This window comes from Maribacter sp. Asnod1-A12 (genome assembly GCF_045063735.1).
Classification (GTDB): Bacteria; Bacteroidota; Bacteroidia; order Flavobacteriales; family Flavobacteriaceae; genus Maribacter.
In genome coordinates, this window is the sequence record NZ_JBEFNZ010000006.1 from 578689 (window position 1) to 604759 (window position 26071).

Genomic DNA, 26071 nt, shown 5'->3' on the forward strand with positions numbered 1-26071 from the left:
AAAATATGAGTAAAGTAGCCGTAGTAATGGGTAGTACAAGTGACATGCCCGTAATGCAAGATGCCATAGATATTTTAAAAGGTTTTGATATAGAAGTAGATGTCGATATAGTATCTGCACATAGAACACCAGAAAAATTATTCGATTTCAGTAAAAATGCACACACTAATGGCTATTCTGTAATTATAGCAGGTGCCGGTGGCGCTGCTCACTTACCAGGTATGGTGGCTTCTATGTCTCCGCTACCTGTAATTGGAGTTCCTGTTAAAAGCAGCAATTCTATTGATGGGTGGGACTCTATCTTATCTATACTTCAAATGCCTGGTGGTGTACCGGTTGCTACTGTTGCATTAAACGGAGCAAAAAATGCAGGAATATTAGCTGCACAAATTATCGGTAGCTCAGACAAGTGTGTTTTGGACAAAATTATCTTATATAAAGAAGGTTTAAAACAAAAAGTAATTGATGGCGCTAAAGCTGTAAACGGTAAATAGTCATCTACAAGAAATTTCAATTCTCAAATCTAATTTCTCAATACTAGAAATATGAATCCATTATTATCCCCATTTGATACCGCTCCATTTTCACAAATAGAAAACGAGCATTTTAAGCCAGCATTTCTACAATCTATTGAAGACGCTAGGGCAGAAATAGATGCTATCACTAAAAATACCGATGCGCCTACATTTGAAAACACGATAGAAGCCTTAGAATTTTCAGGACAGCAATTAGATAGAATATCAAGTGTATTTTTCAACTTAAATTCTGCAGAAACAAACGAGGAGATTCAAAAAATCGCTCAAGAGGTTTCTCCGTTATTATCAGAATTCGGTAATGACATTACATTAAACGAAGACCTGTTCAAAAGAGTAAAAGCAGTTTATGATCAAAAAGGAAGTTTAGACCTTACTGTGGAGCAAAACACTCTTTTAGATAAAAAATACAAGAGTTTTAGTAGAAACGGAGCTAATCTATCTGAAGAAAAGAAAACCCGCTTAAGAGCTATAGATGCCAAATTGGCTAAACTTAAACTGACTTTTGGTGAGAATGTACTAGCCGAAACCAATAAATATCAATTACACCTTACGGATGAAGCTGATATAGACGGATTACCAGAAGGTGAAAAAGAAGCTGCCGCACAGTTGGCGATTTCAAAAGGCAAAGAAGATGGTTGGATAATCACATTAGATTACCCAAGCTATATACCTTTCATGAAATATGCTAAAAACAGAGAACTTCGTAAGAAACTTTCATTGGTATTTGGCAGCAAAGCTTTTCATAACGATGAATTGGACAATCAAAAAAATGTGCTAGAAATAACCAAATTACGTTTCGAGAGAGCCAACCTATTAGGCTATAAAACGCATGCCGATTTTGTGTTGGAAGAGCGTATGGCAGAAACTCCTGAAAAAGTGCATTCTTTCTTAAATGAACTTTTAGAAAAAGCAAAGCCAGCTGCAGAACGTGAGTTTAAACAATTGGAAGACTTTGCAAAAAAACTTGACAACATTGACCGCTTAGAGAAATGGGACAGCAGCTACTACTCTGAGAAATTAAAACAAGAATTATTCAACTTAGATGATGAAAAGTTGAAGCCTTATTTTAAACTTGAAAATGTAATAAACGGTGTTTTTAAAGTAGCTGAAAACTTATTCGATTTACAATTTGAAGAAGTTCATGACATTGAAAAATATCATGACGAGGTTAAAACATATAAAGTGTACGATACCGATAAAAACTTTATTTCATTGTTCTATGCAGATTTTCACCCTAGAGCAGGAAAAAGAGGTGGCGCATGGATGACTTCTTTTAAATCGCAATGGAAGAGAAACGGTGAAAATGTGCGTCCGCATATATCGAACGTTTGCAACTTTACACCATCAACAAAGAGCAAGCCTTCATTATTGACTTTTAATGAAGTAACAACTTTATTCCATGAATTTGGTCATGGTTTACACGGTATGCTGGCAAACACCACCTACCCTAGCCTATCTGGAACATCTGTATTTTGGGACTTTGTAGAATTACCGAGTCAAGTTTTAGAAAACTGGTGTTATGAGAAGGAAGCATTAGAGTTGTTTGCGAAACATTACGAAACAGGAGAAACGATACCAATCCAACTAGTTGAAAAAATAAAAGAGTCTGCCACTTTTCAAGAAGGGATGCAGACCTTACGTCAATTAAGTTTTGGATTATTAGATATGTCTTGGCACGGTGTTGACCCAACTGGCATTACCAATGTAAAAGCACATGAAAATGAAGCTTTTAAAGACACAAGCCTATACCCAGAAACACCAGAAACTTGTATGAGTACAGCATTCTCACATATTTTTCAAGGAGGATATTCTTCTGGCTACTACAGTTACAAATGGGCAGAAGTTTTAGATGCCGATGCCTTTGCCTACTTTAAAGAAAAAGGTATTTTCAATAAAGAGGTAGCTACCAAGTTTAAAGACAACGTACTATCTAAAGGTGGCACAGAAAACCCAATGGTGCTGTATAAAAGATTTAGAGGTGCCGAGCCCAAAGTGGAAGCATTATTGGAACGTGCCGGTCTTTTATGAACAATTTATAAATCTCATAATTTAAAAAAATCAAGAAGCAAATAATTTCAAGGTAAGCTCGCCAAGTATTTGTAAAAAAACGAATATTAAAATCGAGAAACATACACAAACAACCCCTATACACTTTATATAGGGGTTATGACAACAATTTATTTTCAGCTTTACATCGACTTATTATTTTTAGGTTTCAAAACAAAATCATACCTAATGAAAAAGTTGATAATTCCGTTAATATACCTATTTATAGTGTCTTGTAGTACCGATTCCGATGTAACAACAACCGATTTAAACGAAGAAAGCGAAACTAGTCTTTTAACCATAAATTCGGTTTCCTTAAATATTGATGAGCATTCGCAAGAAGGTACAGCGATTGGGATTATTTCTGCAACCCAAGCAAATGACACACAACTTTCTTTTGAGATTGACACTGAAAGTGGTTTAGAGATTAATGAAACAACAGGTGAGCTAAGTGTAGGGGCAAATACGGTCTTAGATTTTGAAGCAAGTAGTACATTACCTTTTACGGTTTCTGCATTTAACGGTGTAGACTTGGTCGAAAAGCAATTCGAGTTATTAATTAATGACGTTAACGAATACGATCTTTTAACAGATGATCAAAAAGAAGAGATTGATTATTTTATTTATTTGACTTTATGGAAATCACCGACCCACAATGACCTAATAAATAACACACGATGGACAGAACCCATGAAAATTTTTCTAGACGGTGCTACAGAAACATTAGAAATAAACATTGAAGAAGTCATTGAAGAATACAATGAAATTTTTGAAAACAGTGATTTCAATATCACCATAGTTGATACCAAAGAAGCTTCTAATGCCCATGTATTTTTTGGTGAAACCGCCGAAGTTGAAAGCTTATGGGAAGATATGTTCGAAATAATTAATGGAAAAACCTATAGCGGTTATGCAATGACCAATGAATTGAACGCAGTATTAAGCAACAGTAGAATATGGTTATCTAGTACATCAAAAGTATTGTTCAAACATGAATTAGGTCACGCTTTAGGGTTTGGTCACTCTGAAAGATGCGAAATTGAAAAAAGTTTTTTATGTTCTAACATAAGTAACGACCACGACTTTTTAGAAATAGAAAAAGGCATAATTCGTTTAGCCTATAAAAATGAAACGGAAGCTGGTCTCACTGAAGATGAAATAAAACTATACTTAGCTAATACATTAATTTTAGAGCAATAGTATTAAATTAAACATTTGAACCAAAACGGGATCTTAACCTTAATGTTAAGATCCCATTTTTTTATATTAAAACAAGATAACCGTAAAATGATATTCTTACATAAATAATAATCTTCCTTCAACTAGTCGCTTTCTTACTCTACTAGTAATATTTTTATAAGAAGCATTGTTTATCTTAATACAATCGATAAGCATCAATATACTTAACGGGAAAATTTAAACGGTTTAAATATTCTATTTGAGAACCAAGAATAATTTTTTCTTTCGCCTCAAAGATGGATACTCCGTCGATATCAAATATGCTTACCTCAACATATTCCTCGTTTTTAACTATTTGAATATGACTTACCCTATTATTATAGTCATTTGAAGTCAACAAGATAGATCCTGAAACCAACCCCCCTTTATTTAATGTTGCTCTATGCTCTTCTTTTCCTTCTTTATCAAATCTAATGACTTCACCATCTATATAATTATTCTTTACTCGATATTTAATTCGTATTAAATTAGACTCTGGGTAATATACTATAGTTTCATCTTCAGTTCCATTTACAAAAGTACTTACACTCTTTGCATTATCTCTATAGGTAATACGTTTTACCAATAAACCATTTTTAAAGATTTCTTGATTTGACCCCTTACTTGAATATCTACTTAAAAGTTTTGTACCATTCTGAGGTTTCCCGTTCAGGTACGTAATTTTTGTAATTAACTTTCCTTTATCATCGTAATAAATGACTTCGCCATCAAGTTTACCATCCTTATAGTTTTCACTCTTTTTTAATGTACCGTTATAATTGAAATAGTTGAACAAACCTTCTTTTTTATTAGCTGTGTATTGCCCTTCTTCTACAATCTTATCACTATAATCATATTTGACATAATCGCCTTCACGCATACCGTTGTTTATGACATACTTAGTTCTGTCATTGTTATTATAAGCAATACCTTCCCAAGGTCTTTTATTCTTGTATATTAACGTACCTATAAGCTCTCCATTTTTAGCACTATAATACGATTCACAGCAATTGATATCCAATTCATATATTAAAATTGAATACAGATCATAATAATTAGTTTTACTTTGTTGTTCGTAGCGCTTAGATGCTATTATACTACCATTATCATAGTCTTCAAATAATTGTACAAGATCTGTATCATTGAAAAATTTATATAACTTTCCATTTTTTTCAGTATAGTTATAAACCCCTATTTCATTACCGCTCTTATCATAAAAAACACCTTTTACTTCACGATAATTTAAAAAAGTAATATAGCTCTGAATGATATCATTACTATAAAAACGAATTTCACGTATTTTATCATAGCTTTTAGCTGCGTATTCCTCTACTCTTTTAAATGTTTGATACTTATCTTTAGTAACTAAGCGTTTTCTAAAATCGGTACGCTTTACTAAAAAACCTTCTTTATATTCCGATATGCCAATTATTTCACCACTTTCAGCACCTAATGTAAATTGTTCTCCTTCCCAAGGCGTACCATATCGGTTTTCATATTTAAGTTCAAGTTCTCCTAAAACATTTCCTTCCAAATCATAATAAACCTCATTAGTTTTGGTCTTTTTCTTTTGAGGCAACTTCGTATTTCTATAAAAAAGGATTTCTTCAATTAATTCACCATCCTTGTAAACAGTTTTTCTATCAGATAGTGTTTGTATACCATCATAGGGAAAGCCATTTTCATATTTCATTCTGTAAATTTCCTTTCCTTCGTCATTATATGTTACCTGAAGAGAAGTAACTCCATTATTGAATTCAGTGAATCTTATTAAAATTCCATCAGTATTAAAAAACTGTTCTTTAATTATTTTACTGTCATCATAGCTTGTTATGGAACTAATACCTTCACTATACCCCTTATTATCTCTTGTATGAAACCTGATTTCTTCACCCTTAAATGGTCGTAGATAATCTCTATCTAAAGTATATGCCAGTTTACCAAGCAATCTTCCATTTTTAGAATAAAACTCTTTTTCCCATTTATCTTTAATAAATGCCTTTTCCCTAACCTGACCATTATTATAGAAAATTGAAGATATTAGTTGACGACCATAAGGAGAATAGTTTATTGACTGTACTTTCATAGGACCATAAGAATAGAATACTTCTACCCCCTTTGCATAACCATTATTAAGCACAACTCTTTCTCCTATTAATTTTCCCTTTTGACCATAATATTTAGATAAGTAATTACCTTTTTTTGAAGTGCTATAATTCTCATACCGAATACCATTAAAATCTTGATCATAATACACTTGCAATAATGAATCACCTTTCTTTTCTTGGTAAAAATGTCCATCTCCATAATCAGAAACCATTTTACCCGAAACAAAACTCCCATTCTCATAAATGCCAATTAATTCTTCACCATTATCATATGAAGTATATTTTCCATTTAATCTATTATTCTCATAAGTACCTTGTTGATAAAGCTTACCACTTTCATCATACCAACTTACCACACCTTCCCATATATCTTTCAGATTACTAGATGAAATACCACTCATTTGAAGATTACCATTTATGAAATAATCTTCTACCCTGTACAAATTGCCTACCTTTTCAATTTTGGGTCTAAAAAAAGAAGCGTCTTGTTTAGAAGTAACCTTCCATTTTGCGTCATAAAAAATTGTATCGTTTTGGGCCTGAACTTTATAGATACTAAGAAAAGTAAAAAAAACAATTAAAAATAATACTGTATTCTTAAAAACATTTTTAAAAATGTCCATTAATTTTAAATAACACATAAAATACTTCAAAATAAGTTAGTGAACGAAAATAATGGATTTAAGTTAACAACATTACAGAACCTAATCTATTATAATAATTGATTTTTTATAATTTTAAAAAGTCGTCTAGAGGCCAACATCGTTCTGATTATCACCAAGTGTAGTTAATAGAAATAATCTCAATAACTAATCACGTATCCTTTTATTTGAAATTCAAAATTTACAAAAATTAGAAACTTACTAGAAATCAAATATTTAATAATTATATTGTAGCCAAATTACCACAAAAAATATTTTAGTTATAAATAATTACAATGCACTCTAAGCTTAAAACAATTATATCTTTTAGAAATGAATAGGGACAACATTCTTTCTACAACCGAAAAACTATCTTCAAAAACAAATGGTAGCAATAGGTTAGGTATATTTCATTTTGAAGTTAATTCGAATATAACTTTTTGGAATAATATTTTAAAGGAAATTCATGAGGTACCAAATAATTACATTCCGCAAATAGAAAATATCTATGGAAACCTTAAAAATGAAAATGATAAAAAGCAAATTTTATTAGCACACAACCAAGCTATAACAAATGGTATCTCTTTCGAGTTGGAATATTACATCTTAACAGCAAAAGGGAACACCCGCCACGTAAGAACATCTGCGCAGGCTATACCAAAAGACAATAAGAACTGGGCAATATATGGCGTAACAGTAGATATTTCGAAAAACACAGATATACTTAATAAAATCAATCAACTAAACTATGCAGAAAGGTTAGCCAAATCTGGATCTTGGGAATGGGATTTACAATCGGACGTCTTAAAATGGTCAGACAATTTATATAACATATTCGACCACTCTAAGGATGAACCTATTTCTTTTAATACTTATCTTAATTATGTTCATAAGGATGATAGTCAAAAAATAGCTGCCAAATTTGAACTTGCCTTAAAGACCAATGACCTCTCTGATTCAATTTCTTGTATTCAATTAAATAATGGCACCATCAAAACCATAAGTTCTATAGGAAAAGTAATAACAAATGCAAAAGGCGAAGCCATAAAAATGGTAGGCACTTGTCAAGATATCACAGAGAAAAAAGCAGAAGAAAAAGTGCTTTTACAAAAAAAACGTCAGTTACAATTAACGGAAAACACTAATGAGGCTGGAAGCTGGCAATGGAACCCCGACACAGGTATATTTAAATGGTCTGACAACCTATACAAAATTATGGATTTCGATTATGGAGAACCTATGAATTTTGAGGTTCTTTATACGCGCATTCATCCTGAAGATATACACATTGTTGATGATGCTATGCAATTTGTTCAAGATACCGGTACGAAATGCAATTTTACTCACCGTATAATCATAAATGACGGAAGTATAAGAACATTAGAGATTACAGCAGACATGGTCTCAAACAAAAGTAATAATGATAAAGATCTGATTGGCACAACACGAGACATCACCAATAAGATAAAAGCAAAACAAGAACTAACAGAAAAAAATCAAATACTTAATTTCGCAGAGCACCATACCACAATGGGATACTGGAGGTACAAGCCAGAAACTAATGAGGCATATTGGTCGAATAATCTCTACAAAATATTTGATCATCCAAAAACAGAAAAACTAACCTTTAATTCTTATTTCAAAAGAATTCATCCTGACGATCAAGAGTTTATAGAAAAATCTGTAAACCAATCAATTAAAGACCATAACTTTTATGATTTTACCCATAGAATCGTACATAAAAATAATAAGGTAAGAATTGTTCACATTGTTGGTAAAGCCAGCCTAAATGAATATGATGGGTTACAAGAATTTATAGGAACTTGTTTAGATATAACTGATTTTAAAGCTAAAGAATACGAACTATCTAAAAAAAACTTACAGCTCAACATTGCTGAAAAAATGGCAATGATTGGATATTGGCAATGGAATACACCTACGAATGAAGTTTTTTGGTCAGATAACCTTCATGCTATTTATGGTCATGATAAAGACGCCTCCTTAACCTTTGAAACCTATATTAATTATGTACATGACGAAGATAGAGACACTGTATATGCCAACCTAAAAGGCGCTATGGAATCCAGTGATTTTCCTGAATCTGTCTATAGAATTCAATTAGATGATGGCTCAATTAAAACCATTAAGTCCGTTGGTAAAGTCATTAAAAATAAAAAAGGCGACGTTTTAGAAATGTCTGGCACATGCCAAGATATAACAGAATTTAAACGCAAAGAATTAGAGATTTTAGAAAAAAACCGGCAATTGAACCTTGCTGAAGAAATTGCCATGTTAGGTTTGTGGGAATGGAAACCACAAAAAAATATTTTTAAATGGTCTGAAAGCTTATATAAAATATACGGATTTGAACCAAGCTCAGAAGTAAATATCGATAGAGCAATATCAATGGTTTATCCCCCAGATAAAGAAAAGGTTAAAGAAGTTATAAGTAATCTACTAAAAGGCATAGAACAGCCTACATCAAGATATAGAATTATACTAGACAACAATGAAATAAAGACCTTAGAAGTAAGACGAGAAATTACTAAGGACAAAAATGGTGATGTAGAATTATTAGGTACGACACAAGATATAACCCAAATTGTAAAAACTGAGCAGTTACTTAAAGAAAAAAATCATTTACTTTCCTTTACAGAAGAAATGGCTCTAATGGGTTCTTGGCAATGGAATCCAAATTCAGGTTTTTCAAAATGGTCAGATAACCTTTACAAATTATATGATCTTGAGGTAGGCATACAGATAGACATGGAATTATTCTTAACAAGAATACACCCAGAAGACATTGAAAAAGTAGCTAAACATATAGATAATATTATTAGCACCAAGAATAGCGAAGGTAATTTATCATATCGAATCTTAATGAATGACGGATCTATTAGGTCACTAGAGCTAATGGCTGAAATAGTCAATGATAGCGATGGTAATATTATTGAACTAATTGGTACTGCTCAAGATGTTACAGATCGTATACAAAGAGAACAAGACCTATTAGAAAAAAATCAACTTTTAAACTTCGCCGAACAATTATCTAGCATTGGTCATTGGAAATGGGACATTATGAATGACGTCATGGAAAAATCTGTTAATCTTCTGAAGATTTTAGATTTTGAATCAGGTAAGTCACTTAATTTCAATAAGTATCTAAAACGAGTACACCCTGACGATAAAGAAAAGGTTATTAGAGTAAGCCAAGAAATACTCAAAACAAAAAAGTTCAACAAATTCCAACACCGTATCATTAAAAATGATGGTAGAATTAGAACAATTGAAATTATTGGCGCAGTATTGCTTAACGACGCAGGCAATGTTGTTGAATTAATTGGATCTAGTCAAGATATTACCGAGCAAGTAGAAGCTCAGCAAAAAATTCTAGAAACGAATAAAAGTTTAGAGGCGTTCACAAAAACACTAACATCTAAAAATAAACAATTAGCAGAATTCAATCATATAACATCACACAATTTAAGGTCTCCGGTAAGTAATTTAAATGCACTATTAGATTTATATAGAAATGCTACATGCGAAGCTAAAAAAGTAGAAATATTTGAAAAATTCGAAACCGTAATAGACCATTTAACAGAAACTTTAAATACATTGATCGAAACCATAACAGTAAAGGAGAGTATAGTAAAAGTTCAACATAAATTATCTTTTGAAAAAACATTAGACAAAACAAAAGAAATCTTAGCTGCAGAATTAATAGAAACCGGTGCAATTATAAATTGTGATTTTTCCAAAGCAAGAAATGTACTATATAATCCTGTTTATTTAGAAAGTATTTTCCTAAATTTAGTTAGTAATTCATTAAAATATAGATCACCTAAAAGAGTATTAGAACTATGCATAACCTCTAGAACAATAGATGGTAAAACCAAACTAGAATTTAAAGATAATGGACTTGGCATAGACATGAAAAGTCATGGCCATAAATTATTCGGGCTTAACAAAGTATTTCATAAACACCCAGAAGCAAAGGGTATTGGTTTATTTTTAACTAAAGCACAATTGGTATCTATGGGAGGATCAATTACAGCAAAAAGTGAAGTCAATGTTGGCACAACATTTTATATAACACTAAATTAATTTGATTAAATGAGCAATAAAATTAAAGTCTGCGTAATCGATGATGATGAGGTTTTTCAATACACCATACTTCATACATTAGAAGCACATAATTCTGTTGGAAATATTATGCCGTTTACCGATGGTGCAGAAGCCATGACTTTTATCAAAGCCAATATGAACAATCATAATATATTACCAGATGTTATATTTCTTGACATTAATATGCCAGTGATGGATGGTTATGGATTTATGACAGCTTACATATCGGTTATAAAACAAATCGAAAAAAATATAACCATATATATATTATCCTCGTCAGTAGACTTAGTAGACTTTGAAAAAACAAAAAAAATCAGCGAAGTATCTGAATATATTATAAAACCAATACGCGAAAACCAATTGACAAAAATATTAACCGAACTTGTTAGCAATAAAAGCTAGTCTTTTTTAGAATATGAGTCAAAACCACCTTCTAAGTCCACAACATTTTTAAAACCAAGTTCTTTTAACCTTGATTGTGATTTTAGACTCCTACCACCCATTTTACAATACACATATATCTTTTTACTTTTATCCAAAAATGACACCCTATGATTAAAACTATTTGACAACCAGTCTATATTCAAAGCTCCTTTTATATGTCCTTCAGAAAATTCTTGAGGCGTTCGTACATCTAATAAAATTTCTTTAGAAGTATCAAGCCCTATGAAATCATTAATAGATTGAGACTCCATTTGAGCTGAAACAATTTGAACCATAAGTATTATGGCAAAAAACAATAAATTTCTCATGAATAAAGCGTTTATATCCAAAAGTAATAATAATAGATAAAATTAAATTACTTTTGAAATGCAGAATTAAAAATGGATACACACAACTTAAATCCCGATATGTGGGTAGATCTTTATGCAGACTATCTATATAATTACGCAGTAACCAGAGTAAGTGATGGCGAAATCGCAAAAGACCTTGTTCAAGAAACTTTCATAGCGGGACTTAAGTCTGCTAAAAATTTCAAAGGAGATGCAGCCGAACGCACATGGTTAATTGCAATTTTAAAACGTAAAGTCATTGACCATTATCGCAAAATAAACTCAAAAAAAGGAAAAGCAGAAGTTCGTATGAGCTATAGTACGCAGACCGATGCCGAAGGGGATTGGTTAGAAGAACGCATTGCCGATCCCAATAGCAATTTTGAAAATGATGCAATTGAAAATGAAGAATTAGGTCTAGCCATACAAAACTGCATATCTAAATTACCCAAAAAACAAGCTCAAGTTTTTACAATGAAAACCATTGAAGGAATGGAAACTGAAGATATTTGTAATGCTTTAGGAATAAATGCGTCTAACTTATGGGTAATGATACATAGAGCCAGAACAGGCTTAATGGGTTGTTTAAATCAAAATTGGTTTTAGTTATGATGATTTCATGTGAAAAGGCAGCAGTAATTTGCAATAAAACCCAATATAAGGAGGCATCTGTTTGGGAAAAAATAAAGTTAAAGTTTCACTTACTTATGTGTAAAACCTGTGCAAAGCATAGTAAAGACAACACTAAGTTAACCTCACTTTGCAATCAAGCAAGACTTGCAGCACTGACTGAGGAAGAGAAGAAAAAAATGAAAGAATCCTTTTCTAAAACAAAGTAAAATACTTTTTACTTATAACAAAAAGAAACCACCAAAATAACGGAATTGCTTCTACCCAAAAAGATGAAAAGTATTTCTTTTGCCCTAATCCTGTTTTATATATCATTAGTAGTAATATTATAAATAGCAATGTTTTAACAGTAATATGGGCAGTATCTAAATCTGTTTTTAGAAAAGTAATCGTATAAAAAATAATTGTCCAGCAATATCCAATCTTTTTTGTGCCTTTTACTCCTACTCTTTGCGGTAAAGTTTTAAGCGATACATTGTCATATTTTAAATCTCTGATTTCAAAAGGCACCAAAAGTGTCAGCACAAAAAGAAAGCGTTGTACTGTTTCTATTTTTACGTTCCAAGAAATATAATCTAATACAGAAATAGCCGGCAATACCACGGTAGCACCAGCCCAAACTGCTGCAACTATTAAAATCTTCAATCCACTAAAGCTTCTGAAATTTTTATGCTTGGGTAATACAGGCAATGCATAAAGCCCTGTAATACCTGCTAGAATAAATAGACCAACAAATACCCTTTCCGACAAAAAAAATAATTGATATGTTGCAACAAGTAAACAACCAAAACTAAAAAATTGAATATTTTTTTGATAAGAATTTGTCACAAGAATATACTTTTCAGCCTCAACACCAAATTTCACAAAATTATAGCAAGCAATTGACCCGAAAAATATAAAAAAATAGAGTTGTAATGGAACACTTATGTCTAACGTTAATGCAGTAACATGTACTAAACTAAATATCCCCAATGCCACATGAATACTAGCATCAAGGTAAAAATCAAAAATCTTTTTGATCATGGTCATTTAACAAAAGTAGTTAAAGTGTTTATAACCTTTTGTTTTGGTTAAAAACTTTCAAGTTATGAGCATCTTACGGCACTAATTAAAACACATAAAAGTGGTAATTTTACACTTTATATAACAATAGTATCTATGAAGACTGACGTGTTTGCTTTACGCCATATCGGCATTAGGGAAGAAGATTTAAATACCATGTTCAACACGGTAGGTGTTGAAAATCTGGAACAGCTTATTTTTGAGACCATACCAAATCATATTCGTTTAAAAGAGCCTCTACAACTTGATCCTGCCATGAGTGAGCATAAGTTTCTTGCCCACACAGAGGAGTTATCAAAAAAGAACAAGGTTTTCAGAACCTATATCGGTTTAGGATATCATGAAAGTTTGATTCCTTCGGTGATCAAAAGAAACATATTAGAAAATCCGGGATGGTATACCGCTTATACTCCTTACCAAGCTGAAATAGCCCAAGGTAGATTAGAAGCATTATTAAACTTCCAAACTATTATATCGGATTTAACCGGTATGAAATTGGCAAACGCCTCTCTACTTGATGAAAGTACGGCAGCAGCAGAAGCTATGACCATGCTTTTTGATGTTAGAAGTCGTGAACAGAAAAAGAATGCTATTGTAAAATTCTTTGTGTCCGAAGAAATATTACCACAAACATTATCACTTTTAAAAACACGTTCCATTCCATTAGGAATTGAATTGGTTATAGGCAACCATGAAGAGTTCGATTTCAGTTCTGATTTTTATGGTGCATTATTACAATACCCTGGTAAATATGGACAAGTATATGATTATGCTGGTTTTGTAGCCAAAGCAAAAAAAAATGATATCAAAGTAGCAGTAGCTGCAGATATCATGAGCTTAGTGCTATTAACTCCTCCAGGAGATTTTGGTGTAGACGTAGTTGTAGGTACCACGCAACGATTTGGAATTCCACTTGGTTATGGTGGTCCTCACGCGGCATTCTTTGCCACTAAAGAAGAATTTAAAAGAAACATACCTGGTAGAATAATCGGTGTAACAAAAGATACTGATGGTAAGCCAGCTTTAAGAATGGCTTTGCAAACCAGAGAGCAGCATATAAAGAGAGACAAAGCAACTTCTAATATTTGTACCGCACAGGTTTTGCTTGCTGTAATGGCAGGTATGTACGGTGTATACCACGGTCCAAAAGGACTAAAATACATAGCCTCAAAAATTCATGGTACTGCTGTTACTTTGGTAGATACTCTTGAAAACTTGGGTATTTATCAAATAAACTCTGCTTATTTTGATACAATAACGGTAAAGGCAGATGCTAAAAAAATACGCACAATAGCCGAAGCTAATGAAGTAAACTTCTACTATGTAGATAATGATACTATTTCCATTGCGGTCAATGAAGCTACTTCTTTAAAAGACCTTAATCAGATTGCATCTATTTTCGCGAAAGCTCTTGGTAAGTCAGCACCAGAAGTTACAAGCTTATTAGACTCAACTTCAATACCAAATAATATTCAGCGCAGTAGTTCTTTCATGGAGAACAAGGTATTTAATTCTTATCACTCAGAGACTGAATTAATGCGTTACATTAAAAAACTAGAACGTAAAGATTTAGCCCTTAACCATAGTATGATTTCTTTAGGAAGCTGTACCATGAAGTTAAACGCAGCTAGTGAAATGCTACCTTTAAGTTCATCTAATTGGGGTAATATTCACCCATTTGTACCGGTAGACCAAGCGCAAGGATACCAAACCATATTAACAGAACTTGCAAAAGATCTATCGGTTATCACAGGTTTTGCAGATACATCATTACAACCAAACTCTGGTGCACAAGGAGAATATGCAGGATTGATGGTTATTAGAGCTTATCACGAATCTAGAGGAGAATCTGAAAGAAATATTTGCTTGATTCCTTCTTCTGCACACGGTACCAATCCGGCTTCTGCGGTAATGGCAGGTATGAAAGTTGTGGTAACCAAAACGGATGAAAAAGGAAATATCGATGTTGCCGACCTAGAAGAGAAAGCAAAATTACACTCAGACAAATTAGCTGCCTTGATGGTTACCTACCCATCTACGCATGGCGTATTTGAATCATCGATTAAACAGATTACAAAATTAATTCATGACCACGGCGGACAAGTTTATATGGATGGCGCCAACATGAATGCACAAGTAGGCTTAACTAACCCTGCAACTATTGGTGCAGATGTTTGTCACCTGAACCTTCACAAGACTTTTGCCATACCACATGGTGGTGGTGGTCCTGGTGTTGGTCCAATATGTGTTGCTCCGCAATTAGTACCATTTTTACCAAGTAACCCGGTAATAACAACTGGTGGTGAAGATGCCATTACGGCTATTTCCGCAGCACCATGGGGAAGCTCATTGGTTTGCCTTATTTCCTACGGATATATTAAAATGTTAGGAGAGCAAGGTCTAACTCAATCTACAAAAATTGCAATTTTGAACGCCAACTACATTAAGCATAAACTTGAAGGTAAGTTCGATGTACTTTATACAGGTGAAAAAGGAAGAGCTGCCCATGAAATGATCTTGGACTGTAGACCATTCAAAAAAAATGGTATAGAAGTTACAGATATTGCAAAACGACTTATGGATTATGGTTTTCACGCACCAACAGTTTCTTTTCCTGTAGCAGGAACGGTAATGATAGAACCTACCGAAAGCGAAAATTTAGCTGAATTAGACCGCTTTTGTGATGCCATGTCATCTATCCGTGCAGAAATTGACGAATCAAATATTGACGAGCCAAATAATGTACTTAAAAATGCACCGCACACTTTAGAAATGGCTACCACAGATGATTGGCAATTTCCATATTCCAGACAAAAAGCAACTTTTCCTCTACCCTACATTGCCGATAATAAATTTTGGCCATCTGTACGTAGAGTTGACGATGCATATGGAGACCGTAATTTAATTTGTACTTGCGCACCCATAGAAGCGTATATGGAAACTGAATAATAGCTACAAACCTATACTACAAAGCCTTTTCACCATTTTGAAAAGGCTTTTTTTATACTCCGCAAATAAAATAAAATGGCTTGACCATCGTAAAATTTATTATGCATGCATATAATATTTTTTACAATTTGATTAAATTTCGGTTACAATTCAAAATTTAAAAATGAGCATTTCAATTACGGGAACAGGAAGTTATATTCCTGATTTAAAAATTTCTAATACAGATTTTAATAACCATAATTTTTTAAATTTAGACGGCACTTCCTTCAAACATAATAATGAGGTTATTATAGAGAAGTTCAAAGCCATAACAGGTATTGAAGAAAGACGTTATGCCCCCAAAGAATATACTACATCTAACCTAGCTTTCTTTGCCGCAGAGAAGGCTATAGAAAATGCCAAACTAGATAAAGAAACGCTAGACTATATTATCGTTGCCCACAATTTTGGAGACCTTAAAGACGACTATATACAAGGAGATACGTTACCAAGTTTAGCTACCAGGGTAAAACATCAATTACAGATAAAAAATCCTAAATGTGTAGCTTATGATTTAATCTTTGGTTGTCCAGGTTGGTTAGAAGGTATGATCCAAGCTAATGCGTTTATAAAAAGTGGTATTGCGAATAAGTGCTTGGTCATAGGTGCTGAGACATTATCAAGAATTGTAGATAATTATGACCGTGATTCTATGATCTATTCAGATGGTGCCGGTGCTACTATCGTAGAAAGATCAGATGATGGCGGGGAAATCATTGCTCATGAGTCGGCAACATTTGCAAATGACGAAGCCAACTTTCTTTTCTTTGGTGAAACTTATAATAAAGACGACGAAAAAAAGGCATACTACATAAAAATGCTAGGAAGAAAAATTTATGAATTTGCCGTTACCAATGTACCATCAGCTATGGCATCATGTCTAGATAACAGCGGTATTAAAATTGAAGAGGTAAAGAAGATTTTTATTCACCAAGCAAACGAAAAAATGGATGAAGCCATAGTAAAACGCTTCTACAAAATATATGGCAAAGAAATGCCGGAAGGTGTTATGCCAATGAGTATTTCTAAGTTAGGTAACAGCTCTGTTGCTACCATACCTACCCTATTTGACCTCGTGAAAGAAGGTAAATTAGAAAATCAGGAAATTAAAAAGAGAGATGTTGTTATCTTTGCTAGTGTTGGCGCCGGAATGAACGTCAATGCAATGGTATACAGAATCTAAACATGTACGAGAACACTTTTCCGAACAAACGCTACAAGCATACATTACAATTTTTACGTAAACACATCAACACCAATGAGTCTATACTAGATTTAGGGGTAGAGAATCCGTTTACTAAAATAATGCAACAAGACGGTTACCAAGTAACCAATACTAACGGAGAGGATTTAGATATTGACTTTAGTGTGGTAACCAATACAGATGCCGAGGTGATGACAGCATTTGAAATATTTGAGCACTTGTTAGCTCCGTTACACCTCTTATCTAATTCTAAATCTAAAAAACTTGTAGCAAGTATTCCATTAAAACTTTGGTTTTCACCCGCGTATAGAAGCAAAACAGATAAATGGGATAGACATTATCATGAGTTTGAGGATTGGCAATTTGATTGGCTATTGGAAAAAGCCGGTTGGGAAATACAAGATTCAATGAAATGGAGCAATCCTGTAAAAAAGCTGGGCTTTAGACCTTTTCTGAGGTTATTTACACCTAGGTACTATATTGTTTACGCTACCAGAAAATAAGAGACTATATCAAATATGGATTACTACATAGTTATTCCTATACACAACGAAGAGGCTTTTTTAAAAAGCACGCTAGACTCTATTTTACAACAGACGCTTTTACCCAAAGAAGTCATTTTGGTTAATGATAACTCCACAGACACTACAGAATCTATAATAGACAAATACTGCTCTGAAAACACCTTGTTTAAAAAATTAAATTCCAATTCTTCTACACAACACATGCCTGGGAGCAAAGTAATAAACGCTTTCAACAAGGGACTTAACTTATTAGATTACAATTACGATTTCATTGTAAAATTAGATGCCGATGTAATATTACCCTCTAATTACTTTGAAGTGATAAGCGCACATTTTAAAACAAATAAAAAATTAGGTATTGCGGGTGGCTTTATTTATGAGCAAAATAGCACAGGTAAATGGGTTTTAAATCACCCAATGGATAAAGATCATGTTAGAGGCGCAATCAAAGCCTATTCTAAAGCTTGTTTTAAGGCAATAGACGGATTGAAGAACGCAATGGGATGGGATACAGTAGATGAGCTCTTGGCAAGGTTTAACGGGTTTTCTATTCATACTGATACCCAACTTAAGGTAAAGCATTTAAGACCCACCGGAAAAGCATATAACGCCAAAGCAAAAAGATTACAAGGTAAGGCAATGTATACCATGCGCTATGGATTTATAATCACCTGTATTGCCTCTTTGAAAATGGCTATGAAAAATAAATCCATAAAGTCATTTTGGAACAATATGCTTGGGTACATACAAGCCACACGAAATAATACTGCTTATTTAGTAACCGAAGAAGAAGGCATATTCATCAAAAAACTACGATGGACGAATATTAAGAGAAAAATCAAAGCATAAAAAAAGCCATCTAATTAAGATGGCTTTTTTTTTAATATAAGTCTCTTATTAGAAACCTAATTGCTTTTTCACATCAGCTAAAAGGTCTTTACCTTTTGCAACGATTAAACCTCCACCTGCTTGTGCATCGATAACATAATCAAAACCCTGTGCAGCTGCAACTTGCTCAATGGCCGCTTTTGCTTTTTCAGAGATAGGAGCGAATAACTCAGCTTGTTTCTTTTGAAATTCTTGTTGAGCTCTTTGTTGAGCCTCACCAATATTCTTTTCGTAACCTTGTAATTCTACCGCTCTTTTTTCGTTCTCTTCTTTTGATTTTGCAGCAGCTTCATTTTGGTATTGTGTATACTTATTACGCAATTCTGTCATTGAACCTTCAATATCAGCATTGTAAGTTTCTTGCAATTTTTTAAGCTCAGCTTCTGCCGCTTTCATTTCTGGCATTCCAGATAATAATTGAGTAACATCTATATGAGCTACTTTACTTTGGGCATTTACAAAACTTGTCGTTGCTACGAACAACAATAAGGCTACCACAATTTGTTTTACTTGTTTCATGAGTGTAAAAATTTAATTCAATTTTGAGTGTTAATGTACGGTCGTTAAACCTATTTAAATAGTACCGTTATCGTCTTTTTCGGTATCGCTATTTTCTTCGTCTTCTGTATTATCTTCGTCTTCCTTGCTTTCGCTTCTTTCTTTTAATTTCTCTAATCTCTTAGCTTCGCGTTCCTCCAACAACTTCTTTCTTCTTTCTTCGTAAGCTTTCTTACGTTCTTCACGCAATTTTAATTGTTCAGCTTTAGCATCTGCAGCAGTTTTCTCCCTTGTCTCAGCCGCTTCAGCTGCATTATCTATACGTTCTTGTAATGCATCACTAATTTCTTCTGTCTCTTCATCATCAAAATCATCTAATCTACTACGATCATTTGACTTCTTTGTCGGTTTGCTAACTTTTCTTGTTCTGGCAATACCTCTTAAGACCAAATCACTGATGTCGTGTCTTTTTTCGGAATACAACATTACAACATCCGCAGATTTATCAAAAATAAAATCATACTTTTTATTCGTTCCAATTTTTTGTACTTCATTGAACACTTGATCTTGTATTGGCTGTATCAACCTTCTTTTTTGCAAAACCAAATCGCCTTGTGGTCCGAAACGATCTTGTTGATACTCGATCATCTCCCTTTCCAAGATTTGTATTTCCTCTTCTCGTTCTGCAATCAATTCTGGAGTCAATAGCACTTTCTCTGCCATTAAATCTTTCTTCATCTGCTCCACAATACTTTGTTTCTGCTCTACTTCAATCTTCCAACGCTGTACTTTAGCTTCTAACTGTTCGGTTGCATCTCTATATTCTTCAACATTTTGTAATATGTATTCCATATCTACATAGGCCATTCTCACGCCTCTCTGGGCAACAACCTGCATTGTCATAAAAATGACTGAAACTATTAAAAGAACTTTTGCTTTTGCACTCATTGTTAATGTCGTTTAATCCTATAGAAAATATCGTGCCAAAATTACTAAATCTTTTAAAATTAAAGGATTAGCACTAAGCACGATTATAATAATTCAATGAAAATTAAAACTGTTGACCAATAATGAAGTGTGTTTGCCATCCGCTTGGACCCTGTCCCGCAGAAGCTGGATTAAGATCCTCGTCAAACCCGTAACCGAAATCAATACCCAACAAACCAAATGCTGGCATAAAGATACGTAGCCCCACACCGGCCGATCGTTTTAATTCAAACGGATTAAAGTCCTGAAAATTGTTGAAAGAATTACCTCCTTCTAAAAATGCCAGTCCGTAAATAGAGGCAGAAGGCTTTAATGTTAACGGATAACGCAATTCTAATGAGAATTTATTATAAATTAAAGCTCCATCTACAGAAGTACCATCATCAGAATAAGGGGTTACTGCCTGCTCATCATAACCTCTTAACTGAACAACATCCCTACCATCAAGCGTGAAGTTACCTAACCCATCACCACCGACATAAAATCGTTCAAAAGGCACATTACCTACAGCGCTATTGTAACTACCTAAGAAACCAAATTCTGCATTACTACGTAGCACTAATTTATCTACCAACGTAGTATACCAGTCTCCTTTAAATTTAACTTTATAGTACTCTAATAATTTAAATCGTTCTTGATCAATCTCTTCTAACTCTGTTTGCTCTGCAGTAGTCAAACTAGACATTGATTCTAATTCTTCTGATCTATTTTTCAATTCCCTAAAATCTTTGTCACTGAATAACGACCATGGTGGAGTAAACTTAGCACTTATCTCAAAGTTAGATCCACCTCTTGGAAAGATTCGCCCACCAAGAGTTGCATTTCTTGAGACCCCAAACGTATACGCTAAAGAATTTGCTTTTCCGTCACCAAAATTGAACAAACCAATATCATAATTTCTAAAATCGTACAACTGATAGCTTAAAGAATGAGAAATCGTGAAAAAATCATCTGGCCATTGAACTCGTTTAGCCAAACCTGCAGTAACACCGGTTATGGAAAATTGCTGATCTTTATCTATTTCAATATTACCACTTGTATCATAAGACGCTGCAAATTGTTGAGTTCTAGAAACACTTAAATTAAAACGAACAGGTTTTTTACCTCCTAGCCATGGTTCAGCAAAATTTAAACTATATACTCGATAAGTCTGACTCGCTTGTAAACGCAAAGCAAAAGTTTGACCGTCACCCATTGGTACCGGCTTATACTTTTCTTTATTAAATAGGTTTTGAATAGAGAAATTGCTAAAAGACAGACCTAATGTACCTATGAAACCACCGCCACCATAACCACCTTGAAGCTCTATTTGGCTAGATCCAGATTCTACCAAGTTCCATGCTAAATCAACTGTACCCTCATTCGGGTTGGCATTCAATACATCTGGTGTTATCTGCTCTGCATCAAAAAAGCCAAGTTGACCTAATTCACGTATAGTTCTAATGATATCGGCCTTATTGTACTTTTGACCTGGTCTTGTACGAAGTTCACGATAGATAACATGGTCATTAGTTTTATCATTACCTGAAACGGTAACGTGATCCAAGAAAGTCTCTTTACCCTCGATAATTCTTATCTCAAAATCGATGGTATCATTAGCAGCTGAAATCTCTACTGGATTAATCGTAGAAAATAAATACCCGTTATTTTGATATAAACTTGTAACATCGCTAGGATCTGGCTTTGAATTATCGGCAATTCTTTCACGCAATAAAACACCATTATAAGTATCGCCTTTTTTAATACCCAATACTTGGTTTAACTGACGATCTGTATATACAGTATTACCGACAAAGTCAATATTACCAAAATAGTATTTATCCCCTTCTTCTACCTTAATTTTTAAATCTATATTATTCTCATCAACTTTAATAATTGAATCTGAAATTACCCTGGCATCTCGGTAACCGTTTTCCGCAAATTTATCAACTAATAAACCAAGATCTTCTTCGTAATCTTCTTGAATATATTTAGATTTTTTCCAGAATCTACCTAATTTTTTCTGCTTTGTACTTTTTAAGGCCTTACGTAATTTTTTATCTGCTAATTGCTCATTTCCTTCGAAAATAATATTTCGAATTTTGACCTTATCACCAGTTTTAACGTTAACTACCATATACTGCGTATTAGCATCAGTAGTATCTTTAGATGTAGCAATATTAACCTCGGCATTTAAATAGCCTTGCTTCTTATACTTATTGGTGATGTAGTTTTTAGAATTTGAAATTAAACTTTGAGTGATTTTTTTCCCTTTTTTAAGGTCGGTATCTTTTATCAACCCTTCGACCTTACCTTTTTTAACTCCATAAAACTTAACGTTAGTTAACGTTGGGCGTTCTATTATATTCAATTCAAGAAAAACTGTATTTTCCTCTACATTGGTTATAAAGATATCGATTTCACTAAAAAGCTCAAGACCCCATAGTTTTTTTATGACTTCGCTAATTTGTTCTCCTGGCAAAGTAATAGGCTGCCCTACTCTAAGGCCTGTATACGTTTTTACAGTTTGTTCATTATAACTTTGCAGACCAGTAACATCTAATCCTCCTAAAATATAACTTTTACCGTCTTCATAGGTGTCATCCTGTGCAGCGGCAATACAAGTAGTTAAAATTAATAGGGTGGTTAAAAAATGGTTCAATGATATGAACCTAGTCATATCTTTAAGTGAGTTGTTCGCTAGTTTTTCCAAATCTTCGTTCTCTGTTCTGGTAGTTTCTTATGGCCTCAACTAAATGATGCTCTCTAAAATCAGGCCAATATACATCAATAAAATATAACTCTGCATACGCTATTTGCCATAATAAAAAATTACTTATTCGATGTTCTCCACTAGTACGAATAAGTAAGTCTACGTCTGGTAAATCATGCGTGTAAAGATGGTTATTTATAATTTCTTGGTCAATGTTTTCAATTGAAATTATATTATTTTTAACTTTGGTACTTATCTCTCTGACCATTGATTGCAACTCTTCACGAGCCCCATAGCTCAAAGCCAAAGTTAACGTCATGCCTGTGTTTTGCTTTGTTTGATCCATTACCTCGACCAACTCTTTGTATGCCTTGACAGGCAATGCATCTATGTTACCAATAGTATTTAAACGTATGTTATTTTTGTTAAAAGTTTTAAGTTCTTTCTTTAATGAAGACACTAATAAGCGCATAAGTGTCTGCACTTCTATCTTAGGTCTATTCCAATTTTCTGTAGAAAAAGTATATAATGTCAGATAATCAATTTTCAATTGAACACATTGCTCAACTACAATTCTGACTGTTTTTACACCATGTTCGTGACCAAAAACTCTTAGTTTACCACGTTCTTTAGCCCACCTACCATTACCATCCATTATAATAGCAAGGTGCTTTGGAACATTCAGTTTATCAATATCGTTTATATCACTCATCTTAAAATTTACTCAAAACAATCCATACAAGGCTTTCTTCCAAAAGTGTACGTTAAGGTTAGACCAGAAAACACATACCAGTCATCGCTAAAAATATTACCAAATTGGAACTCTTCAAAGTTAGAACCTTCAGGATTACTACCATCTAAGTTATCAGTAAAAGTATACCTAGCCCCTATTTCGCCCCCAAAAATAAGAAACTGATTGATACGATACTTAAAACCAACAGTCATTGGCACTGCAAAACTTCCTTCTTTTTGATTTATATCTTGTAAAACACCACCATTAAAATATTGATAATCATACCTAAAATAGGTTAGACCTGAATATAAATAAGGTGTAAATGCCGGACCAAGCTTGTGTAAATTATATTCTACAAAATTAAATTCTAAACCAACAGAACCTTCCAAAACAGAATTATCTATTACATAGCCTCTTTGTTGTCTTGCAGTTGAACTAGATTTATTATCATCTGCAGTAAATTTACCATAAGTTAAACTTCCACGCCACGCATATCTTTTACTCACATTCCATTTAAATAAACCGCCAAAGGCAATATTAGAAGGCAAAAGATAATCTGTTCTACCAACATCACTAATTGTATTGGCGCCACCAGCAAAAATACCCACCTCATAAGTTTGCGCCTGCAGACCTGACAGTGAAAAAAGTAATACTAACAACGTTATGTAACGCATAAAATAGATTTTACAATTATTGCAGATAATATAAATAGGATTGAAAACGCAATAATTTTTATGTTCTCAAAAGATAAACAGCGATTAAAGACAATTATTGTTTAAAAGTCGGCTCAATTTCGCCTATCCTCGCCCCAAAGAAGCTTATTTCTTAAGGTCTTTAAAAAACTTTCTGAAGTATACTCTATCATTTTAATGGTATAAGGAGCCTTACTAATAGTTATCTCCTCTCCATTTTCTAATGATGCAATTCTAGAATCTAATGAAACCAAGTGGTTTTCTTCTCTACCAGACACTTTCAAACGAATTATAGTATCATCAGAAATAACCAGTGGTCTCGCATTTAAGTTATGCGGAGCAATTGGGGTCAGCACCAATGATTTAGCAGTAGGCACAATTACAGGACCTCCACAACTTAAGGAATACCCGGTAGATCCAGTTGGAGTTGAAATAATCAGTCCGTCTGCCCAATATGATGTTAAGTATTCGTCATTTAAATATGTTTCTACCGTAATCATAGAAGTAGTTTCTTTTCTACTCACGGTAATTTCATTCAATGCAAAATTTAAATCCCCAAACTCGGCATCCAATTTCTCCGTATTCAATTGCACCAAACTACGCTCCACAACAGTATATGCACCTTGCTTGAATTCTTGAACTACTTTTCTAACATCTTCTTTTTTAAAAGTTGAAAGAAATCCTAACCTACCGGTATTAACACCAACAATAGGAATACCAAGGTCTTTTACAAAAGTTGTTGCCCTTAATATGGTACCATCGCCACCAAAACTAACGAACATATCAAAAGAAGCATTTAACCCTTCTTCCATTGTAAAAACAGAAAAGGTTTGACTATTACCTTTAACCTTATATAATTCGTAAAATTCTTTTTCTATATAAACTACTGCAGATACCATCTTTAACTCATCTAACAATTCAATGAGGTATTCAATGGCATTATCTTGATAAGTTTGACCGTAAACAGCTACTTTCATATTATACGTTAAGGTATTTCTCCAAGTAATCTGACCTATTCTTTAAATCTTCCAAAAACTCATCATCGCTGTTACCGAATATAATATGATAATTATAACGCCTAAAAGTCTGCACTACCTTATTGTAATTATGGGCAGTAATCTTTAAAGTCACCTGTATGACATCATTTTGGGTGTCAGTAATAAAACCACCAAAAAGCTTTGCATTATTACTTTCAACTATTTGTGCGATTTCACTAAAGGAGTAATCTTTAACACCCTTTGCCACTACCAAAATACTACCAGGATCGGTAAAAAAAGGAGTATCAATAAATTCCGCAACAACATCGGTTAAGCAATAGTAACCCGTAACTTCTTCTTTTTCATTAAGAACCGGAATTAAATTGGCTTCATTTCTAGCAAAAACTTCCAACACATCTAGCCAATTGGTATCTCTACGAGCAAAAAAACTTTGAAGATCGTATCTAAACTCTTCAATTTTAGACTCCGGCAGCAATCCGTCTGCATCTATTTCAGAAAAAAGTCCTAAAAACCTTCCATCCTCCAAAATAGCGATATGGGAATAAGTGGTATCATGAAAAAAAGCCAATACTTTTTCAGCAGTATCGTTGATATCGAATACCGGTAAGCTCGTAATGATATGTTCTTGAATATTCATAGACCTTTATATAACGCAAAATAACAATTAATAATATCAAAAGGCGTGCCTTATTTGTATTTTTGATGCTCTTAAAAGGTAAATAAGACAT

At 33.4% G+C, this 26071-nt stretch carries 20 protein-coding genes; 10 read left to right on the forward strand and 10 right to left on the reverse strand.

The genetic code is table 11. The annotated features are described in order from the left end of the window. Positions 1–5: 5 nt before the first annotated feature. From purE to ACJJVP_RS02540, 3 genes are all read left to right on the forward strand, one after another. Positions 6–494, forward strand: a complete 489-nt coding sequence (gene purE / locus ACJJVP_RS02530) for a 5-(carboxyamino)imidazole ribonucleotide mutase (RefSeq protein ID WP_299321156.1) — start codon at positions 6–8, stop codon at positions 492–494. A gap of 51 nt (positions 495–545) precedes the next feature. Continuing rightward, positions 546–2564 (forward strand): M3 family metallopeptidase, encoded by a 2019-nt coding sequence (locus ACJJVP_RS02535; RefSeq protein ID WP_405410499.1) that lies wholly within the window; start codon positions 546–548, stop codon positions 2562–2564. Positions 2565–2771: 207 nt separating this feature from the next. After that, complete coding sequence (locus ACJJVP_RS02540) at positions 2772–3782, forward strand: hypothetical protein (protein ID WP_405410501.1); 1011 nt, start codon at positions 2772–2774, stop codon at positions 3780–3782. A 175-nt stretch (positions 3783–3957) separates the two neighbouring features. On the opposite strand, the gene ACJJVP_RS02545 is transcribed toward ACJJVP_RS02540, so the two are convergent. Continuing rightward, on the reverse strand, positions 3958–6531 hold the full coding sequence (locus ACJJVP_RS02545) for a toxin-antitoxin system YwqK family antitoxin (RefSeq protein WP_405410503.1): 2574 nt from the start codon (positions 6529–6531) through the stop codon (positions 3958–3960). Between the two features lie 351 nt (positions 6532–6882). On the opposite strand from ACJJVP_RS02545, the gene ACJJVP_RS02550 reads away from it, so the two are divergent. Together ACJJVP_RS02550 and ACJJVP_RS02555 are read left to right on the forward strand one after the other, a co-directional pair. Then, complete coding sequence (locus tag ACJJVP_RS02550) at positions 6883–10653, forward strand: PAS domain-containing protein (protein WP_405410504.1); 3771 nt, start codon at positions 6883–6885, stop codon at positions 10651–10653. A 9-nt stretch (positions 10654–10662) separates the two neighbouring features. Then, a complete protein-coding gene (locus ACJJVP_RS02555) occupies positions 10663–11076 on the forward strand; it encodes a response regulator (RefSeq protein ID WP_405410505.1) in 414 nt (137 codons plus the stop codon). On the opposite strand, the gene ACJJVP_RS02560 is transcribed toward ACJJVP_RS02555, so the two are convergent. Beyond that, positions 11073–11426: a rhodanese-like domain-containing protein gene (locus tag ACJJVP_RS02560; protein WP_405410506.1), complete on the reverse strand. Its 354-nt coding sequence runs from the start codon at positions 11424–11426 to the stop codon at positions 11073–11075. The genes ACJJVP_RS02555 and ACJJVP_RS02560 overlap by 4 nt on opposite strands. A gap of 72 nt (positions 11427–11498) precedes the next feature. Here ACJJVP_RS02560 and ACJJVP_RS02565 point away from each other — a divergent pair, with 72 nt between their 5' ends. Next, positions 11499–12053, forward strand: a complete 555-nt coding sequence (locus ACJJVP_RS02565; RefSeq protein ID WP_405410508.1) for a sigma-70 family RNA polymerase sigma factor — start codon at positions 11499–11501, stop codon at positions 12051–12053. A 219-nt stretch (positions 12054–12272) separates the two neighbouring features. Here the strand turns inward: ACJJVP_RS02565 and ACJJVP_RS02570 are convergent, their stop codons facing one another. Beyond that, positions 12273–13106 carry a hypothetical protein gene (locus tag ACJJVP_RS02570; RefSeq protein WP_405410510.1) on the reverse strand — a complete coding sequence of 278 codons (834 nt, stop codon included), beginning with the start codon at positions 13104–13106 and terminating at the stop codon, positions 12273–12275. Positions 13107–13235: 129 nt separating this feature from the next. Here ACJJVP_RS02570 and gcvP point away from each other — a divergent pair, with 129 nt between their 5' ends. From gcvP to ACJJVP_RS02590, 4 genes are all read left to right on the forward strand, one after another. Beyond that, positions 13236–16088 carry an aminomethyl-transferring glycine dehydrogenase gene (gcvP, locus tag ACJJVP_RS02575; RefSeq protein ID WP_405410511.1) on the forward strand — a complete coding sequence of 951 codons (2853 nt, stop codon included), beginning with the start codon at positions 13236–13238 and terminating at the stop codon, positions 16086–16088. A 163-nt stretch (positions 16089–16251) separates the two neighbouring features. Continuing rightward, positions 16252–17310 carry a 3-oxoacyl-ACP synthase III family protein gene (locus ACJJVP_RS02580; RefSeq protein WP_405410513.1) on the forward strand — a complete coding sequence of 353 codons (1059 nt, stop codon included), beginning with the start codon at positions 16252–16254 and terminating at the stop codon, positions 17308–17310. A gap of 2 nt (positions 17311–17312) precedes the next feature. After that, positions 17313–17834, forward strand: a complete 522-nt coding sequence (locus ACJJVP_RS02585) for a methyltransferase (protein WP_405410515.1) — start codon at positions 17313–17315, stop codon at positions 17832–17834. Between the two features lie 15 nt (positions 17835–17849). Next, the gene (locus ACJJVP_RS02590; protein WP_405410517.1) at positions 17850–18704 is read left to right on the forward strand and encodes a glycosyltransferase family 2 protein; all 855 of its coding nucleotides are present in this window, start codon (positions 17850–17852) and stop codon (positions 18702–18704) included. Between the two features lie 48 nt (positions 18705–18752). Here the strand turns inward: ACJJVP_RS02590 and ACJJVP_RS02595 are convergent, their stop codons facing one another. The 7 genes from ACJJVP_RS02595 to ACJJVP_RS02625 form a co-directional block, all read right to left on the reverse strand. Beyond that, positions 18753–19262, reverse strand: a complete 510-nt coding sequence (locus ACJJVP_RS02595; RefSeq protein ID WP_405410518.1) for an OmpH family outer membrane protein — start codon at positions 19260–19262, stop codon at positions 18753–18755. A 54-nt stretch (positions 19263–19316) separates the two neighbouring features. Then, complete coding sequence (locus ACJJVP_RS02600; RefSeq protein WP_405410520.1) at positions 19317–20189, reverse strand: OmpH family outer membrane protein; 873 nt, start codon at positions 20187–20189, stop codon at positions 19317–19319. Between the two features lie 103 nt (positions 20190–20292). Continuing rightward, on the reverse strand, positions 20293–22887 hold the full coding sequence (locus tag ACJJVP_RS02605; protein ID WP_405410522.1) for an outer membrane protein assembly factor: 2595 nt from the start codon (positions 22885–22887) through the stop codon (positions 20293–20295). Between the two features lie 4 nt (positions 22888–22891). Next, positions 22892–23632 (reverse strand): isoprenyl transferase, encoded by a 741-nt coding sequence (locus ACJJVP_RS02610; protein ID WP_405410524.1) that lies wholly within the window; start codon positions 23630–23632, stop codon positions 22892–22894. A gap of 8 nt (positions 23633–23640) precedes the next feature. Continuing rightward, positions 23641–24327: a DUF6089 family protein gene (locus tag ACJJVP_RS02615; RefSeq protein ID WP_405410525.1), complete on the reverse strand. Its 687-nt coding sequence runs from the start codon at positions 24325–24327 to the stop codon at positions 23641–23643. 113 nt (positions 24328–24440) lie between these two features. Continuing rightward, positions 24441–25322, reverse strand: coding sequence for an NAD kinase (locus ACJJVP_RS02620; protein WP_405410527.1), 882 nt, complete (start codon positions 25320–25322; stop codon positions 24441–24443). A 1-nt stretch (position 25323) separates the two neighbouring features. Then, the gene (locus tag ACJJVP_RS02625; RefSeq protein WP_405410529.1) at positions 25324–25980 is read right to left on the reverse strand and encodes a CBS domain-containing protein; all 657 of its coding nucleotides are present in this window, start codon (positions 25978–25980) and stop codon (positions 25324–25326) included. Between the last annotated feature and the right edge of the window lie 91 nt (positions 25981–26071).